At 70.9% G+C, this 16,624-nt stretch carries 17 protein-coding genes; 4 read left to right on the forward strand and 13 right to left on the reverse strand.

Translation table 11 applies throughout. From position 1 onward, the window contains the following. The first annotated feature begins 22 nt into the window (after positions 1-22). Positions 23-535 (forward strand): gluconokinase, encoded by a 513-nt coding sequence (locus tag ABD785_RS13020; protein ID WP_344826847.1) that lies wholly within the window; start codon positions 23-25, stop codon positions 533-535. Here the strand turns inward: ABD785_RS13020 and ABD785_RS13025 are convergent. Beyond that, complete coding sequence (locus ABD785_RS13025) at positions 526-849, reverse strand: helix-turn-helix domain-containing protein (RefSeq protein ID WP_425547764.1); 324 nt, start codon at positions 847-849, stop codon at positions 526-528. The two genes, ABD785_RS13020 and ABD785_RS13025, sit on opposite strands and share 10 nt — an antisense overlap. 63 nt (positions 850-912) lie before the next feature. After that, on the reverse strand, positions 913-1,893 hold the full coding sequence (locus tag ABD785_RS13030) for an MDR family NADP-dependent oxidoreductase (protein WP_344826853.1): 981 nt from the start codon (positions 1,891-1,893) through the stop codon (positions 913-915). Positions 1,894-2,067: 174 nt separating this feature from the next. Here ABD785_RS13030 and ABD785_RS13035 point away from each other — a divergent pair, with 174 nt between their 5' ends. After that, positions 2,068-3,417 (forward strand): GntP family permease, encoded by a 1,350-nt coding sequence (locus ABD785_RS13035; protein ID WP_344826858.1) that lies wholly within the window; start codon positions 2,068-2,070, stop codon positions 3,415-3,417. A gap of 16 nt (positions 3,418-3,433) precedes the next feature. Here the strand turns inward: ABD785_RS13035 and ABD785_RS13040 are convergent, their stop codons facing one another. Together ABD785_RS13040 and ABD785_RS13045 are read right to left on the reverse strand one after the other, a co-directional pair. Next, positions 3,434-4,909 (reverse strand): cellulase family glycosylhydrolase, encoded by a 1,476-nt coding sequence (locus ABD785_RS13040; protein WP_344826862.1) that lies wholly within the window; start codon positions 4,907-4,909, stop codon positions 3,434-3,436. A gap of 144 nt (positions 4,910-5,053) precedes the next feature. Then, positions 5,054-5,491: an Lrp/AsnC family transcriptional regulator gene (locus ABD785_RS13045; protein WP_344826867.1), complete on the reverse strand. Its 438-nt coding sequence runs from the start codon at positions 5,489-5,491 to the stop codon at positions 5,054-5,056. Positions 5,492-5,603: 112 nt separating this feature from the next. On the opposite strand from ABD785_RS13045, the gene ABD785_RS13050 reads away from it, so the two are divergent. Further along, on the forward strand, positions 5,604-6,272 hold the full coding sequence (locus ABD785_RS13050) for a tryptophan 2,3-dioxygenase (protein ID WP_344826870.1): 669 nt from the start codon (positions 5,604-5,606) through the stop codon (positions 6,270-6,272). Beyond that, the gene (gene kynU / locus ABD785_RS13055; RefSeq protein ID WP_344826874.1) at positions 6,269-7,471 is read left to right on the forward strand and encodes a kynureninase; all 1,203 of its coding nucleotides are present in this window, start codon (positions 6,269-6,271) and stop codon (positions 7,469-7,471) included. Before ABD785_RS13050 ends, kynU begins: the two co-directional genes overlap by 4 nt. 15 nt (positions 7,472-7,486) lie before the next feature. On the opposite strand, the gene ABD785_RS13060 is transcribed toward kynU, so the two are convergent. From ABD785_RS13060 to ABD785_RS13100, 9 genes are all read right to left on the reverse strand, one after another. Further along, on the reverse strand, positions 7,487-9,655 hold the full coding sequence (locus ABD785_RS13060) for an MMPL family transporter (RefSeq protein WP_344826879.1): 2,169 nt from the start codon (positions 9,653-9,655) through the stop codon (positions 7,487-7,489). A gap of 103 nt (positions 9,656-9,758) precedes the next feature. After that, positions 9,759-10,433: a response regulator transcription factor gene (locus ABD785_RS13065; protein WP_344826882.1), complete on the reverse strand. Its 675-nt coding sequence runs from the start codon at positions 10,431-10,433 to the stop codon at positions 9,759-9,761. Beyond that, on the reverse strand, positions 10,430-11,617 hold the full coding sequence (locus ABD785_RS13070) for a sensor histidine kinase (RefSeq protein WP_344826885.1): 1,188 nt from the start codon (positions 11,615-11,617) through the stop codon (positions 10,430-10,432). Before ABD785_RS13070 ends, ABD785_RS13065 begins: the two co-directional genes overlap by 4 nt. A gap of 91 nt (positions 11,618-11,708) precedes the next feature. Next, positions 11,709-12,155 carry a nuclear transport factor 2 family protein gene (locus ABD785_RS13075; RefSeq protein ID WP_344826889.1) on the reverse strand — a complete coding sequence of 149 codons (447 nt, stop codon included), beginning with the start codon at positions 12,153-12,155 and terminating at the stop codon, positions 11,709-11,711. Between the two features lie 29 nt (positions 12,156-12,184). After that, positions 12,185-13,060 carry a TIGR03619 family F420-dependent LLM class oxidoreductase gene (locus tag ABD785_RS13080; protein ID WP_344826893.1) on the reverse strand — a complete coding sequence of 292 codons (876 nt, stop codon included), beginning with the start codon at positions 13,058-13,060 and terminating at the stop codon, positions 12,185-12,187. Positions 13,061-13,090: 30 nt separating this feature from the next. Continuing rightward, complete coding sequence (locus ABD785_RS13085; protein WP_344826896.1) at positions 13,091-13,660, reverse strand: DUF305 domain-containing protein; 570 nt, start codon at positions 13,658-13,660, stop codon at positions 13,091-13,093. A gap of 2 nt (positions 13,661-13,662) precedes the next feature. Next, complete coding sequence (locus tag ABD785_RS13090; protein WP_344826900.1) at positions 13,663-14,517, reverse strand: lytic polysaccharide monooxygenase auxiliary activity family 9 protein; 855 nt, start codon at positions 14,515-14,517, stop codon at positions 13,663-13,665. 526 nt (positions 14,518-15,043) lie between these two features. Then, positions 15,044-15,775 carry a DUF7873 family protein gene (locus ABD785_RS13095; RefSeq protein WP_344826903.1) on the reverse strand — a complete coding sequence of 244 codons (732 nt, stop codon included), beginning with the start codon at positions 15,773-15,775 and terminating at the stop codon, positions 15,044-15,046. A gap of 86 nt (positions 15,776-15,861) precedes the next feature. Beyond that, a complete protein-coding gene (locus ABD785_RS13100) occupies positions 15,862-16,566 on the reverse strand; it encodes a GntR family transcriptional regulator (protein ID WP_344826907.1) in 705 nt (234 codons plus the stop codon). Positions 16,567-16,624: the final 58 nt, after the last annotated feature.

Below are 16,624 nucleotides of genomic sequence, written 5' to 3' on the forward strand. Positions count from 1 at the left end.
ATGCCGGGAAGGAGGGAAGCTGATGGGCGTGCCGGAATCTGATGTGTTGCCCCGGATCGTCGTCATGGGCGTGACCGGGTGCGGGAAGACCACTGTGGGAAAGGCCCTGGCCGAGCGGCTGGGGATCCCGTTCGCCGACGGGGACGCCTTCCACAGCGAGGCGAACGTGAAGAAGATGGCGGAGGGGGTGCCGCTCGACGACGCCGACCGCGAACCCTGGCTGCGATCGGTCGGGAAATGGCTGGAGGAGCATCCGGCCGGGGGAGTGATGGGCTGCTCTGCGCTGAAGCGCCGCTACCGCGATCTGCTGCGGGAGGGCGCCCCCGAGGCCTGGTTCGTCCATCTGCACGGCTCGCCCGAGGAGATCCACCGGAGGGTCTCCAGGCGCAAGGGCCACTTCATGCCCGAGTCGCTGGTCGAGTCCCAGTTCGCCACGCTCGAACCCCTCGAACCGGACGAGCGCGGCGTGGTCGTGGATCTCGAGCTCTCGGTCGAGGAGCAGGTGAAAGCGGCCGTCCGGGCGATTCAGTCCTGACCGGCGGGCCGGACGGTCCCGGCCAGGTTCTCGCGCAGGGCCGTCAGCCGGGCGATCTCGGCGTCGAGCACCGAGAGCCGCCGGGCCACGACCCCGCTCACCGAGCACTCGGAGCTGTTGTGCGGCGGCAGCGTCTCGCCCTGGACCAGCTCCAGCCGGTCGGCGCACGAGCGGACGTCCTCGATCGTCAACCCGCGCTCCAGGAGCTGGCGGATCAGCCGGACCCGGGTGACGTCGCGCGGCCCGTACACCCGCTGGCCGGTCGCGCTGCGGGCCGGCGGAGGCATCAGGCCGCGCTCCTCGTAGAACCGCAGGGCCCTCGGGTGGTCCCCGCCGCCGCAGCCGCGTCACCGATCCGCACACGTCCTCCTGGATGCTCAGAGTTCGACGACCACCGTCCCGAGGTGGTGGCCCGCCAGCAGTTCGTGCAACGCGCGGGGGGCTTGTTCGATGCCCGTGAACCGCACATCGGGCAGGACCAGTTCGCCGGAGCGGAGCCATGCCCCGAGCCTGGCCTCGGCCTCCGGCCCGGGCGGACCGGCCACGCCGCGCAGCGTCGCCCGGGTGAGGATGATCCGGTAGGCGTCGAGGGTGACCGGGGACGTCCTGCCGTTTCCCCCGGGGTCGAGCTGGCCGTCCAGCGCGCCGACCAGGACGAACCTGGCGCCGGGGTTGGCGAGGTCGAGGGCGGCGCGCAGCTGGTCGCCGCCGACGTTGTCGATCAGCACGTCGATGCCGCCGAGGGCGGCCTCGGCCAGATCGGCGTCGAAACCCGCCGAGGTCCGCAGGACCACCGCGTCGTAACCGAGCTCGGCGGTCATCCGCGCGGCCTTCTCCGCCGAGCCCGTGCTGCCGACGACCCGGCCCGCGCCGAGCAGCCGGGCGATCTGACCGGCCGCCGAGCCGACCCCGCCCGCGCCGCCGGTCACGAAGACGGTGTCGCCGGGACGGACCCCGGCGTCCCTGGTCAGCGCCGCGTAGGCGAGCGGCGCGTAGCCCAGGTGGTGGACCGGGTCGGGCAGGGTACCGTCCAGGACCCGCAGCTCGGCGACGGGCACGGCCGCGTACTCGCGCCACCCCTTCATGTGCAGGACCGGTGTCCCCGGTGCGAGCCCGGGCCCGGAGGCGACCTCGCCGACGGCCGCGCCGAACAGCGTGCCGTCCGGCTCGATGCCGGGGAACGGCGCGCCGGGGACCGTCCCGCCGAGCAGGGTCCGCAGCGCCGCGAACACGTGGAACGCGGTGGTGCGCACCAGGACCTCGCCGGGACCCGGCTCGGGGACGGGCGCCTCGGCGATCTCGAAGTCCGTGGGTTTCGGCAGCCCGTCGGGGACGGTGACCAGCCGGATCTCACGCATGTCTCCTCCTTGCCTCTTCCCGCGGGGAACGGGGAGCGACGACGGTAACTCCTGACGTGCGCGTCAAAGGCAAGCCCGTTTCGAGGAGAATGTCGTGGGCACTGCCGGTTCGTGACTGTGCAAGGGCTGTTCGTTCAGATCGCGGCTGCGCCGCAGGCTTCGGGTGGACGGCTCGTGCCGGCCGCCCTCATCGGAATCGCGCTGATCGTCGTTCTGATCAGCTGGGTGAAACTGCATCCGGTCCTCTCGCTGACGGCGGGCGCCGCCACGGTCGGGCTGGCCGCGGGGATGCCCGTGGCGAAAATGATCGACTCCTACACCAAGGGGTTCGGATCGACCGCGGCCGGCGTCGGCCTGCTGATCGCCCTGGGCGCGATGTTCGGCCGGCTGCTCGCCGACTCGGGCGGGGCGGACGAGATCGTCGACACGATCGTCGGGAAAGCCTCACCGCGGGCCCTGCCCTGGGCGATGGCCCTGGTCGGGGCGCTGATCGGGCTGCCGATGTTCTTCGAGATCGGGCTCGTGCTGGTCATGCCGGTCGTCTTCCTGGTGGCCCGCAGGTCGGGCCTGTCGCTGATCCAGGTCGGCATCCCCGCGCTCGCCGGGCTCTCGGTCATGCACGGCCTGGTGCCGCCGCACCCCGGCCCGCTGGTCGCCGTCGACGCGCTGAAGGCCGACCTCGGCATCACCCTCGGGCTCGGCGTCCTCATCGCCGTCCCGACACTCGTCCTGTCCGGGCCGCTGTTCGCCAAGGTCGCCGCCCGCTGGGTCGACATCCCCGCCCCCGACCTGTTCGAGGCCCGCGACGCCGACGCCGACGGTCAGCCCGACGCCGACGAGCCGGGCACCGGCCGGCGCCGCCCGACCTTCGCCGTCACCCTCGCGACCGTGCTCCTGCCGGTGGTGCTGATGATGGGCAAGGCGCTCGCCGACATCTTCGCCGACGAGGGCACGGGCGTCCGGACGGTCCTGGACTTCTTCGGCACTCCGCTGGTCGCCCTGTTCCTGGCCGTGATCGTCGCGATGCTGACCTTCGGCGCCGGCACCGGCATGGACCGCTCGGAGATCGCCCAGACGATCGAGCGGTCGCTTCCGCCGGTCGCCGGGATCATCCTGATCGTCGCCTCGGGCGGCGGGTTCAAGCAGATCCTCGTCGACTCGGGCATGGGCGACGTCGTGGCCGACTGGGTCAAGGACAGCGGCTTCTCGGTGCTGCTCCTCGGCTGGCTCGTGGCCGTCCTCATCCGGGTCGCCACCGGCTCGGCGACGGTCGCGACCGTCACCGCCGCCGGCATCCTCGCCCCGCTCACCGCGACGCTCTCCACCGGCGAGACCAGCCTCCTCGTCCTCGCGATCGGCGCGGGCTCGCTGTTCTTCTCCCACGTCAACGACGCGGGCTTCTGGCTGGTCAAGGAGTTCTTCGGCATGAGCGTCGGCCAGACCATCAAGTCGTGGTCGGTGATGGAGACCCTGCTGTCGGTCTGCGGCCTGGTGTTCGTCCTCCTGCTCGGCCTCGTGGTCTAGGGACGGAGCGTGCCGGTCAGCGGGGGGTGAGGGTCAGGGTGACGGCCTTCGCCCCCCGGTTCGCGCGCAGGACGAGGCGGGCGGCGTCCGGGGCGGAGGTGATCTTCGCCCCGGTGACCTGGGCGGTGTAGCCGCCGGGGTACTGGAGCGGCGAGGCGTGGACGAGCGTCTCGGCGGTGCCCTCGGGCGTGAAGGTGAAGCGGAAGGTCCTGGTGGCGGGGTCGAACCCGTAGGACTCCGGCACGCCCGCGACGGTCTGAGGGTAGGGCTCGTCCATGATCTTCAGCCGCGCGGCGTTCACGTTGGCCCCCGAGCGGGGTTTGGTCAGGTCGAGGACGAGGCCGTCGACGGTGCCGCCGTCCGTGGGGTCCTTGCAGCGGCAGTAGGTCCACTCGATCCAGGGCATCCTGCGGGAGTCGGCGAGCCGGATCACGTACTCGATCTCGCGGCCGTTGGGGGTCGCGCCGAACTCGGTGAGCATGACCGCGTCGCCGGTCCGCTCCTGCTGCTTCAGCGCCTGGTCGAAGACGATCTTCTGGACCTCGTCGCAGACCGCGTAGAACCGGTCGGAGAGCGTCCGGCCGCTGAGGTCGGGGCAGTAGGCGTGGAAGGAGTATCCGGACTTCGCGTCGCCGGGCCTGCCGAGGTGGGTCGGGGCCCCGAACGGGGCGAGCAGGGTCGGCTCGTACCAGGTCAGGTGCTCGCGGTCGACGGTCCTGATCCCCTTGATCATCTTGGTGAAGAACGGGGCCAGCTTCTTCGACTCGAAGTCCTTGCAGCCGAACGGCGGCACACAGCCCGGCCACGCGGTCCCCGGCCACGGCTCGTTCCACAGGTCGTAGCCGAGGACGGCCGGATTGCCCTTCAGCGCCTTCGCGATGTGGATCCAGGCCTCGGTGTACCACTCCTGGAGGCCCCTGCCGTGGACCACGCCGTTGTTCCAGAAGTTGTCGTTGGCCCGCTGGAGGGCCGGATTGAACATGAGGTTCTTGAAGCTGTCGGTGTTGAGGAGATCGGTGGGGATCCCATCGGTCTTGATCATCCAGTCGGGGAGGCCGAACCCCTTGAACTTCGGGCTGAGCAGGTCCTGGTGGATGTCGACGAGCGTGTGGATGCCGTACCGGCCGAGCACGTCGATGGTCCGCTCGATGTTCGCGAGATACCGGTCGTCGAACTCGCCGGGCTCGGGTTCGAGGGCGGCGAGGACGATGCCGAGGCGCACCACGTTGAAGCCGTGGGCGGCGAGGAAGCGCGCGTCCTTCTCGCCGAACCCCAGCTGGGACGGGTCGTGGGGTGCGGCCTTGGCGACCATGTTGAACCCGTGCATGATGACGACCCGTCCCTGGTCGTCGGTGATCCAGCGGCCGTCGTGGCCGAGGATCGCGCGCGCGGGCGTGACCGTCGGCGGGGCCTGGACCTGCGCCGCCTGGACGGGCAGGGCCCCCGCCACGGCCGCGAGCAACAGCACCAGTCCGGCCAGCAGTCTGCGCATCGTCGGTCTCCTCCACCGGTCCACCATGGTCAGGACTGTGAAAGATAGTGATCGTGGTGAGCATCCGATAGGCGGGTTCGTGCGTGAACCCCTGGATTTCTTGTTGCGGGTTTGTACAGATCCGGGAGACCGTCAAATCCCAGGTCAGAGGGCCGGGACGACGGGCTTCCAGGGCAGCGGCGAGGAGAGGATCATCGTGCTGGAGGGGGTGCCGTAGGCGGCGATCCGGTCGATGAACTCCTCGAAGGCCTCCATCGAGGCGACGGCGGCGAGCAGGACGCAGCAGGCGTTGCCCGTCACCCGGTGGAGCTGGCGGATCTCGGGCCACGCCCTCGCCTCGGGGTCGCGGAGCAGGCAGCGCGCGCCGTAGCACTGGACCTGGATCAGCGCGGTGACCGGCAGGCCCGCCCTGGTCAGGTCCACCTGGGCGTGGTAGCCGAGGATGATCTGGTCGCGTTCCAGCCGCCGCACGCGCTCGGCCACGGCGGGGGCGGAGAGGTTGACGCGGCGGGAGAGCTCGTTGAGCGACAGGCGGGCGTCACCCTGGAGTTCGGCCAAGATCTTGTGATCCAGGTCATCCACTTTTCATTCCTTAAGGAGATCGGTGAAACGCCTTGTGATCGGCAGGTCAATCCAGAGTATCGCCGTGGAACACCCATTCCATCGCGGTGCTGATGTGACCAGAATGAGGGGAATGAAGACCACTCCCTACTCCGAGTACGCCCGCCTGGACGTCCTGCACGATCTGCAGAGGCCCAGGACCGGGGAGAGCGCCGAGCTCTCCTTCATCGTCACGACCCAGGTGATGGAGCTGCTGTTCGGGCTGCTGGCCCACGAGTGGGAGCAGGCCAGGACCGTGCTGGCCGAAGACGATCTCGACGGAGCCCTCGACGTGCTCCGGCGCGGGCTGCACGTCCAGGACGTGCTGGTGTCCTCCTGGGACCTGCTCGCGACGATGACCCCGGTGGAGTACGCCCGGTTCCGCGACGAGCTCGGCGCGGCCTCCGGCATGCAGTCCTCGGTCTTCCACCGGCTCGAACGCCTGCTGGGGACCGCCAAGGGCACCGAGCCGAGCCTCTACGACGAGGCGCTGGCCCTGCTGGCGAGGCGCGGGGTCGAGGGCGAGCCGCTGAAGGCCTGGCGGGTCGTCTACGAGTCGCGGCCCGACCTCGTCCGGCTGGCCGAGCTGCTGCTGGACGTCGCGGACCGGTCGAACCGGTGGCGGCAGCGGCACTACACGGCCGTCCGGCGGGCCATGGGCGCCAAGCCCGGCACCGGCGGCTCCGCCGGGCTCGCCTGGCTGAAGGCCGCCCTGGACCGCGACGCCTTCCCCGAGCTGTGGGCCGTGCGGGGCGAGCTGTGAACCGCGAGGACTGCCTGAGACTCGACGCCGCCGACCCGCTGGCCCCGCTGCGCGCCGAGTTCACCGTCCCCGACGGTCTCTACCTGGACGGCAACTCCCTCGGCGTCCTCCCGCGCAGGACCCCCGCCAAGATCGCCGACCTGGTCGAGCGCCAGTGGGGCGAGGGCCTGATCGCGAGCTGGAACACCGAGGGCTGGTTCGAACGGTCCCAGAGCCTCGGCGACCGGGTGGCCCCGCTGATCGGGGCCGGTCCCGGCGAGGTCGTGGTCTGCGACTCGACCTCGGTCAACCTGTTCAAGACCCTCGCCGCCGCGCTCCGGCTCCGCCCCGGTCGCCGGGTGATCGTGGTCGAGCGGGACACCTTCCCCACCGATCTCTACATCGCCGAGGGCGTCGCGGGGCTGTTCCCCGGCGTGCGGATGCGGGAGCTGGCCGACGGGATCGACGAGGACGTCGCGGTGGTGCTGCTGTCGCACACCGACTACCGGACGGGCGCCGTCCACGACATGAAGGCCGTCACGCAGGAGGCGCACCGGCACGGGGCCCTCGCGCTCTGGGACCTGTGCCACTCGGCGGGCGCCCTCCCCGTCGACCTGACCGGCGCCGAGGCCGACTTCGCCGTCGGATGCACCTACAAGTACCTGAACGCGGGTCCGGGCGCCCCGGCCTTCCTCTACGCCGCCGCCCGTCACCACGAGGCCGCGGACCAGCCGCTGACCGGCTGGTTCGGGCACTCCAGGCCGTTCGACTTCGTACCCGGCTATGCCCCCGCCCAAGGGATCACCCGGTTCCTGGCCGGCACCCCGGCCCTGGTGGCGATGGCCGCCGTGGACGCCGGTCTGGAGATCTTCGAGTCGGTCGACCTCGCCGAGGTCCGCGCCAAGAGCCTGGCGATGACCGACCTGTTCATCGAACTGACCGCAGGGCTCCCCGGGGTCGAGCTGGTCACGCCCGTCCCGCACGAGCGGCGGGGCAGCCAGGTCTCCCTGCGCCACCCCGACGCCCACGCGATCGTCCAGGCCCTGATCGCCCGGGGCGTCGTGGGCGACTTCCGCGCCCCGGACGTCATGCGCTTCGGCTTCACGCCGCTCTACCTCCGCCACGTCGACGTCTTCGACGCGGCGGAGGCGCTGAGCGAGGTGATCCGGGACGGCGCCCACCGCGATCCCCGGTTCTCCGCCCGCGGCAAGGTCACCTGACCTGACGGAACATTGCTAGCCCGCGAGGACGAGCTCGCGTTCCTCCTCCTTCGGGGGCTCGGCCGGGCCCTCCACCGACAGGTGGGGCAGGCGCCGGTCGAGCCACGAGGGGAGCCACCAGTTGGCCTTGCCGAACATGTGCATGACGGCCGGGACCAGGATCGTGCGGATGATGAAGGCATCGAGGGCGACGGCGGCGGCGAGGCCGATGCCGAACTCGGCGATCACCCGCTCGCCGCCCATCGCGAAGGCCGCGAACACGGCGATCATGATGGTGGCGGCGGCGGTGATGACCCGGCCCGTCTCTGCCTGGCCCACCATGATCGCGCGCTTGTTGTCGCGGGTATGGACCCACTCCTCGTGCATCCGGCTGACCAGGAACACCTGGTAGTCCATCGAGAGGCCGAAGAGGATCGCCAGCATGATCACCGGCAGGAACGCCTCGACGGGACCGGCGGAGCCCAGGCCCAGCGGCTCCGACCCCCAGCCGAACTGGAAGAACGCGACCACGATGCCGAACGAGGCCGCCGCGGCGAGGACGTTCATGACGGCGGCCGTCAGGGGCACCACGACGCTGCGGAAGGCGATCAGCAGCAGCAGGAAGCCCAGGGCGACGATCACGGTCAGGAACAGCGGCAGCTTGCCGGTGAGGACCCCGGCGAAGTCGTCGAAGATCGCGGTGTACCCGCCGACGTAGACCTTGAGGGTGCTGCCCTCGACGGCCGGCGGGATCACGTCCTCGCGCAGGTGGGTGATCAGGTCGGCGGTCTCCTTGGACTGCGGGGAGGTCTCCGGGACGACCTGGACGATGCCGATCTTCGCGTCCGGCTTGAGCGGCATCGCCGCGACCGCCGCCACGTTCTCGGTCTGCTTCACCTTCTCGACCAGGGCGGCGAGCGCCTTCTGGTCCCCCGCTCCCGGAAGCTCCGCGACGAGCTGGAGCGGCCCGTTGAAGCCGGGCCCGAAGCCGTCGGCGAGCAGGTCGTAGGCCTGGCGGGTGGTCGTCTCCGGCTTGTTGTTGCCGGCGTCGGAGGAGCCGAGCCGCAGCGACAGCGTCGGCAGCGCCATGATCACGATCAGCAGCAGCGCGACCGCCGACATCAGGCGCGGCCGGCGCTCCACGACCGCGGCCCAGCGCGTGTAGATCCCGGTCTTCTCCGGTGTCCCCGCCGGGCGCCTGCGCTCCCTGCGCGACAGCGCCTTGCGGCCGATGAACGCGAGCATGGCGGGCAGCAGGGTGATCGCCGCGATGACCGTGAAGACGACCGTGACGGACGAGGCGATGGCCATGCCGTTGAGGAAGCTCATGCCGAGCACGAACAGGCCCAGCAGGGCGATGACGACGGTGCCGCCGGCGAACAGGACCGCCCGGCCCGAGGTGTCGATCGCTTTGACGATCGCGTCCTCGACGCTGAGGCCGTCCTTGAGTCCCTTGCGGAACCGGGTGACGATGAACAGCGCGTAGTCGATGCCGACGCCCAGGCCGATCAGAGCGCCCAGGATCGGGCCGATCTCACCGATCCCGATCACATGGCCGAGGAGCGTGATCGACATCAGGCCCGCTCCGACGCCCGCGACGGCCGTCAGGATCGGGGTGAGCATGGCGAACAGCGAGCCGAACGCGAGGAACAGCACGACCGCCGCCGCGCCGATGCCGATCAGCTCGGCGCTGCCGGGCGGAGCCTGCTCGACCTGGCTGATCGGGTTGCCGCCGAGCTCGACCTGGAGGCCGTCGGCCCGGGCGGCCTCGGCCGTCGCGACGACCTTCTCGATGTCGGCGACGGGCAGATCGTCGTCCTGCGCGGTGAAGTCGACCGTCGCGTAGGCGATCCTGCCGTCGGCGCTGATCTGGCCCGCGCCCTGCTTGGCGTACGGGCTGGTCACTCCTGCCACGGACGGCAGATGCGCGATCGTGTCGAGGGTCTCGGCCATCTTCGCCCGGACGGCCGGGGCCTGGGCGTCGTCGGCCTTCCAGACGACCGTCGCGCTCGCGCCCGACCGGGCCGGGAGCGACGTCTGGAGCAGTTCCATGGCCTTCGTGGACTCGGTGCCCGGAAGGGAGAAGCTGTTGTCGGTCTTGCTGCCTGCTGCGCTGGACGCCACGCCGAGACCGACGAGCGCCGCGACCCAGAGCAAGACCACGAGCAGCCGGTGCCTGGCACACCAGCGGGCGAGGGCGGACAAGGGAGACCTCCACAGAAGTTCGGGAGTCTCCAGCCTCGCCGCCGCACGGGGGTGGACCCGTCGGCCGGTGGGAGGGTCTTGCGCTACTGCCGCCGCAGTAGTCCTACTGCGGAAGGTGGAGGCCGTTGCCCCCCGGACGGACCAGCCCCGTCTCGTAGGCGATCATCACGAGCTGGGCCCTGTCGTGCGCGCCGAGCTTGGCCATCGCCCGGTTGACGTGCGTCTTCGCCGTGTAGGGACTGATCGACATGCGCTCGGCGATCTCCTCGTTGGAGAGTCCTCCGGCAACGAGGATCATGCTCTGGCGCTCGCGGTCGGTCAGGTCGCCGAGCCGGGCCGCGCTGGCGCCCGCGTCCTCGACGGGGCCGGTGAGGAACCGGCCGATGAGGGCCCTGGTGGCGTTCGGCGACAGCAGGGCGTCGCCGCGGGCGACGAGGCGGATCGCCTCCTGGAGCTCCACCGGCTCGACGCCCTTGCCCAGGAAGCCGCTGGCGCCCGCGCGCAGCGCCGCGAACACGTACTCGTCGATCTCGAAGGTGGTCAGGACGAGGATCTTGACATGGGGGAGCGACCGGGTGATCTGGCCGGTCGCGGTGAGGCCGTCCGAGCCGGGCATCCGGATGTCCATGAGGACCACGTCGGCGCGCTCGGCGAGGGCGACGGCCTCGCGGCCGTCCCTGGCCTCGCCGACGATCTCCAGATCGGGAGCGGAATCGACCAGTACCCGGAAACCGGCCCTGACCAGGGCCTGGTCGTCCGCCAGCAGCACCTTGATCACTGGCCGCCCCCGCAGCGGACGGTCCTGGGCGCCTCGGGGTAGGGCAGCCGGGCGGTGACGGTGAAGTCCCCTCCCGACCATCCCGCGGCGAAGGTCCCGTGGACGGCCAGGGCGCGCTCCCGCATCCCGAGCAGGCCGTGGCCCTCGCCCTCCGAGGGGTCGGCGGCGTTGACGACCTCGATCGCCAGGCCGTCGAGGCGGTAGCCGAGCCGCAGCAGGGCGTACGGCTTGGATCCGTGTTTGCGCACGTTGGTGAGGGCTTCCTGGATGATCCGGTAGGCGGTCAGATCGACGGTCGGCGGCAGATCGCGCACCGTTCCCTCGGTCTCCCGGTCAACGATCAGACCGGCCGCCGCGTGCCCGGCGATCAGGTCGGACAGCCGGTCGAGCCCGGGCGACGGCTCGACCTCCAGCTCCACGGGCGAGTTCGGCTGCCGCAGCAGCCCGATCGTGGTCCTGACCTCCTCGAGCGCCGACCGGGCGGCGTCCCTGATGTGGGCCAGCGACTGCCTCGCCTGCGCCGGATCGGCCTCCAGGACGTGCGAGGCCACCCCGGCCTGCACGTTGATCAGCGCGATGTGGTGGGCGAGCACGTCGTGGAGTTCCCGGGCGATCCGCAGCCGCTCGTCGATGACGCGGCGGCTGGCCTCCTCCTCGCGGGTCCGCTCGGCGCGGTCGGCCCTGGCCTCGACCTCGCGGATGTAGGCGCGGTGGTTGCGGACGGCGTCCCCGGCGCAGACCGCCAGCGCGGCCTGGGCGACCAGCGCGATGCTCTCGGGCCCGTACCAGGTCCTGGCGCCGAACAGCATCGCGGTGCCGAGCAGCACCCCCGAGATCACGCAGGCGGTCGTCCAGCCCTCCCGCCGGGACCTCCGCACGGCGAACGTGTAGATCGCGATCATCGTGGCCAGCATCAGCGGGCTCTTCAGGCCGCCGGAGGCCAGGTAGAACGCCGTCCCGGTCGTGACCACGACCAGCACCTCGAGCGGCCACCGCCGCCGGTAGGCCAGCGCGGCGCACACCGCCGCCCCGAACACCACCACCTGCGCGGCGGGCGGCCCCGCGGCCTCCTCGTCATGGAAGACCGCGCCCGCGAGCGTCGTGAGGTACACGGCGATCGCGAGCACGAGATCAGCCGCAAAGGGATGCTCACGGATCACCGACCGAGGATCCAGCCGACTCATGCCCCGCACCCTACCCGCCCCCTGAGAGCACTCCGGGGCCTCGGCACGTCTCCCGGAACGGCCGGTTCCGGTGCCCTTCGGGCCGACGGGTTCAGGATGAGGGCTTGAGGGTGGCTATGGCGCGGTCGGGCTCCCAGTGGGCGCGGATGGAGGTGAGGAGGCCGGCCTCGTCGACGGTGTAGATGAGGATGCAGTCGACCGTCATCTGGGAGCCGTCGGCGAGGGTGGTGGTGAGGCGGGTGACGTTCGCGCAGGACGGGCCGTTGGCGAAGGAGTCCGTGGTGTGGGCGTGGAAGCCGGACATGAGGCCGATGTAGCCGTCCCAGAAGGCGCTGATCGCCTCGGTGCCCTGGTGGCCCTTGCCGGACGGGTCGAGGAAGGAGGGGCCGACCGGGTCCTCGATGTGGGCGTCCTCGGTGAACAGGGCCAGCCAGGCGGCCTTGTCCTTGGTGGAGACGTGGGTCTGGGAGGCCAGGGCGGCGCGGCGGGCCGGGTGGTCGGCGTCGGGGGCGTCCCAGGTGATGCCGGAAAGGGTCATGAAATGGAACCTGTTCTATCCGCGCGTGCTCAGCCGCACTTGGCGATGACGGTCTCGGCGAAGGACTCGAGGTTGCGGATCTTGGTGTCCAGCGGCTCGAGGTCGGGGCCCTTGATGTAGGGGATGCGGAAGCCGACGATCACGTCGGTGATGCCCTTGTCCTCCAGGCGCTTCACGCCGTCGACGGTGTAGGCGTCGAAGGAGATGACATGGATCTCGAACGGGTCGTCCGCCTTGCCCTCGGCCTTGCGGATGCGGTCGAGCTTCACCAGGAGGGCGTCCAGCTCCTCGCCGTCGCCGCCCGCGTGCATCCAGCCGTCGCCGCGCACGACCGCGCGGCGCAGGGCGGCGTCGCTGTGGCCGCCGACCAGCAGGGGGATCGGCTCGGTCGGGGCCGGGCTCATCTTCATCGACTGGATGTCGTAGAACTCGCCCTGGTAGGAGAAGTACTCGCCGCTGGTGAGGCCGCGCACGATGTCCATGCACTCGTCCATGCGCTTGCCGCGCCGCTCCCAGGGGACGCCCAGGGCCTGGAAGTCCTCCGGCCACGGGCTCAGGCCGACGCCCAGCGACAGCCGGTTGCCGGTCATCGCGGCGATCGAGCTCGCCTGCTTGGCGACCAGGACCGGCGGGCGGATCGGGAGCTTCAGGACGAACGGTGTGAAGCGCAGGGTCGAGGTCACCGCGCCCATCGCCGCCGTGAGGATGAAGGTCTCGATGAAGTCCTTGTCCTCGAGGAACTCGCGGTTCCCGTCCTCGGTGTAGGGATAGGTCGAGTCCGACTCCTCCGGGTAGAGGACGGAGTCGGGGACCGTGATGCTGCTGTACCCGGCCCGCTCGGCTGCCTGCGCGAGCGGCAGGTAGTACGAGTGGTCGGTCATCGCCTCGGCGTAGGTGAACCGCATGCCCCGACCCTACTAGAACCTGTTCTATTTTCAAGGGGGGAGAAGGCCGAGGAGCTGCTCGATCTGGGCGGACCGGGAGCGGCTGATGCTCGTCGCCAGTGCGCGGGCGGCCGGATCGGAGCCCTGGGCCAGTTCCCGGCGGGCGATCTGGACCGCGTCGTCCTGGTGGGCGATGAGCAGGTTGACGAACCTCGTCCCGAACTCCGTGTCGGGCGCGGCCGCGGCGGCGTCGATCGCCTCCTTCGCCGTCTCCGGCTGCCCGCCGTGGGCGGCGTGCGAGCCCGGTGGCGCGACGGGCGGGCGCCGCCAGCTTCGGAGCCGGGCCGCCATGGTGCCGACCTCGGCGAGCTGGGTGGTCTCGATGGCCTCGGCCAGGGTGCGCAGGGCGGGCGCGACCGGGCGTCCCGCGGCCAGCCGGACGATCGTGACGCCCTGGGCCTCATGACGGACCGCCATCTGCAGGAACATCACGTCGGCCTCGTTGAAGCCGCGGGGCGGCTCGCCGGCCATGGCCGCTGACAGGCAGTAGGCACCGGCCATGAGGCCCGGGACGAGCAGGGCGAGGATCCGCGTTCTCTTCTTGTTCCTCCCGGGCCGCATCGTCAGGTCCTCTGCCAGAGGGCGGGCGTCGTCGCGGGCTCCCAGCCGGGCAGCGCGGTGTGCGCCTGGAGGCACCGGTAGCCGAGGCCGCCGTAGGTGACGGCGTCGCCGGCCTTGTACGCCGTGCCCGCGGTCCAGGCAGTGCCCGAGGGGGTGGTCGCCGTCGGTGTGGGTGTGGGTGTGGGGGTCGGGGTGGGAGTCGGGGTGGGAGTCGGGGTCGGGGTGGAGGCGCCGCCGAAGTCGATGTCGGAGCAGGAGTAGAAGGCCTCCTGGCTGTAGGCCGTCCGCTGCCAGATCATGTAGAGGACGTGCCGTCCCGTCCGCTGCGGCAGGGTGATCGTCCAGTTGGTGAAGTTGGTCGGGTCGACGTTGGTGAACGTCGTGATGGGCACGAGATCGGCCCACTTCAGCGGCTGGGACGGGTCGTATCCGGCGCGCGTCACGTAGAACTCGAACGTGCTGCCGGCGTGCGGCGCGGTGGCGTGGAGGGTGACCGTGAACGGCCCGGCCGCGACGCTCCTGGCGGGCCAGTCGGTCCGCGGCAGGTCGAGTCCGCGGTACTTGTCGCGGCCCGCGCCGCAGAGTCTTCCGTCGGGGACGACCTCCCGGTGCCGGCCGCCCGCGTCGAGCAGCGACACCTCGTTCCAATCGTAGAGGGCCTGGGTGCCGCCCGCGGCGACGGCGGCCTTGCAGGCGTCGGAGTCGGGCGTCTCGGGGCCCTCGAGCTGGCACACGTAGGCGCGGCTGGGCGGATTCGACAGGGTTCCGTGGGCGGCGGCCCGGCCCGGAACGGTCAGGACGACGAGTCCTGCCGCGACCGGGAGCGCGGCCGCGAGAACGGCGGAACGGCTTGGCATGACGCACCTCTGGGTGGCTTGGCGGATCTAAAAGGAATGTTTCCTGTCAGATCCTCGAAGTCGAGACGCGTCCGGAGCTGTTAAGGCGGGCTTGAGCCCTGCTTAAGAAGCTGGTGGACCCCGGGGCTTTACCCGGCCCCGGGGCCCTGAGGTGCCGCTCGTTCGCACGCCGGCGGCTTTTAAGAGGAGGGTCAGTCTCACAGCGCATCGCTCTGCCATTGAGCTACAGCCCCATGTGGAGGGGCTGACGGGAGTTGAACCCGCAGCCTTGCGCTTTCCGCCCTTCCTCCCTCGATCCGGCGATGAGCGGCGATGCTGAGCTTGGAGCGAGAATCTGAGATTGAACGGCTGCCTCTACCGCCTGGGCTACCCCGCCGCGAGTGGCGGGGAGGGGTGTCGAACCCCTGCTGTCACCGTGCATCAGCTTCACCTTGAGCTTCAGCTTTCCGCCCCTGCGGGCGGGCTTTTCCGCCCTTTCGGGCGGGCCCCCGCGCTCCAGCGGGGGAGTCTCCACGGTAACCGGGAACTAACCCAGGAGGTAGCCGAAGACCGCGTCGCCGACCCGCTGGTCGGTGACCTCGACGCCGTTGGCCTCCTCGCGGGCGAACTTCACCGCGGCCTGGAGCCTCTCGACCTTGTCGAGGAGCTCGTTGACGCGCTGCGCCTGCATCGCCCCGGAGAAGCGCACCGTGCTCCAGAACCCGACGATCACGTCCTCCTGGTAGGACTCGACCTGGGCCGGGTGCTTCTCGGTCGCCTCGTACAGGACGTGGCTGCGCATGACCTTCTTGGTGCGGTGCGTCTGGGTCTCGTCGGTGCGCCACACGTCGCTGGCCGGGTCGTGCCGCCAGGCCTCGGCGGCGTCCAGGACCGGCAGCTTCGCGACGAACGTGTGCAGGTCGACGAGCTGTTTCTCGAGGAAGAGCAGGTAGGGCACCGGGACGTCGGACAGGATCGTCGTCCCCTCGACGACCACGTCGGCCCTGGCGTCGCCGTTGGCCCAGTCCTTGGTCGCGGTGACGTCGAACAGCTTGGTCAGCGCCGCCGCCACGTCGCGGAGCTCGTCCCCGGCCTTCACCTGGACGCGCGTCGACTCCGCGGGAAGCGTCTCGCCCTCCTCGTCCTTCGGACGGTAGGTGCGCGAGATGCCGGACAGCAGAGCCGCCTTCTGCAGCTTGTGGTAGGCGTCCGTCACGGCCCGCTGGGTCCGTCCCTTGACGCCCTTCTCCACGGCGATGATCTGATTCAGTTTCGCCATGATTCCTCCCCGTGTGATCACTGAGACCGTACCGCCGCGAAACGCCCGTCCGCACGCGGTTTTAGAGCCTCGGGGGAGCCGGCGCCTCAGTCGGCGGGGGTGCGCCTGCGCCGGGTCCTGGTGATCTCGTCGGGGTCGATCTCGGCGTCCGACCAGGTGCCGGCCAGCGCGAGGCTGGGTGCGCGGCCCGCGGCGATGTGGGCGAACGCGCAGGCCGCGGCCGCCGCCTCGTTGCCGGCCGCGATGAGGTTGTAGAGCTCCTCGTGCTCGGCGCACTGCTCGGCGGGGTCGCGTGAGGCGGTGAGCCGGAACAGCCACTCCGTGCGGGCGGCGAGCGGGCCCATGATGCCGGTGAGCAGGGGATTGTCGGCCAGGGCGATGATCTCGGCATGGAAGGCGGCGTTCGCCGAGGCGATCCGCTGGGCGTCACCGGCGTCGGTCGCCGACCGCGCCTCGGCCATCCGGGCGGCGAGCGGTGCCATCGACGCCTCGGACGCGCGGGTCGCGGCCAGCCGGGCGGCCAGCGACTCCAGCACCTCGCGCAGGTCGAACAGATGACGCACGTCGGCGGGGGTGAACGGGGCGACCAGCGCGCCCTTGCCGGGGACGATCAGCACCAGTCCCTCGGCCGCCAGCATCCGCAGCGCCTCGCGCAGCGGGATCCGCGAGACGTTCAGCTCGGCCGCCAGATCCCGTTCCACCAGCCGGGCGCCGGGGGCGAGCTCGACCTCGACGATGCGGCGCTTGAGCGTCTCGTACGCATGGTCGCGGAGTGAACCTGTCTCTTTCACAGGACCTCACAGTAACCGCACGCGGCCGGAGTTTTCACGGCGGAAACACGGCGGGAAC

Source organism: Actinocorallia longicatena, assembly GCF_039534125.1.
Lineage (GTDB): Bacteria > Actinomycetota > Actinomycetes > Streptosporangiales > Streptosporangiaceae > Actinocorallia > Actinocorallia longicatena.

Coding starts and splice junctions, on each gene's coding strand:
- ABD785_RS13070 (WP_344826885.1), bottom strand. CDS start 11,617: ATGAGTCGGCTGGATCCTCGGTCGGTGATCCGTGAGCATCCCTTTGCG.
- ABD785_RS13085 (WP_344826896.1), bottom strand. CDS start 13,660: ATGCGGCCCGGGAGGAACAAGAAGAGAACGCGGATCCTCGCCCTGCTC.
- ABD785_RS13080 (WP_344826893.1), bottom strand. CDS start 13,060: ATGCGGTTCACCTACGCCGAGGCGATGACCGACCACTCGTACTACCTG.
- ABD785_RS13090 (WP_344826900.1), bottom strand. CDS start 14,517: ATGCCAAGCCGTTCCGCCGTTCTCGCGGCCGCGCTCCCGGTCGCGGCA.
- ABD785_RS13020 (WP_344826847.1), top strand. CDS start 23: ATGGGCGTGCCGGAATCTGATGTGTTGCCCCGGATCGTCGTCATGGGC.
- ABD785_RS13050 (WP_344826870.1), top strand. CDS start 5,604: ATGAAGACCACTCCCTACTCCGAGTACGCCCGCCTGGACGTCCTGCAC.
- ABD785_RS13040 (WP_344826862.1), bottom strand. CDS start 4,909: ATGCGCAGACTGCTGGCCGGACTGGTGCTGTTGCTCGCGGCCGTGGCG.
- ABD785_RS13030 (WP_344826853.1), bottom strand. CDS start 1,893: ATGCGTGAGATCCGGCTGGTCACCGTCCCCGACGGGCTGCCGAAACCC.
- ABD785_RS13075 (WP_344826889.1), bottom strand. CDS start 12,155: ATGACCCTTTCCGGCATCACCTGGGACGCCCCCGACGCCGACCACCCG.
- ABD785_RS13095 (WP_344826903.1), bottom strand. CDS start 15,775: ATGGCGAAACTGAATCAGATCATCGCCGTGGAGAAGGGCGTCAAGGGA.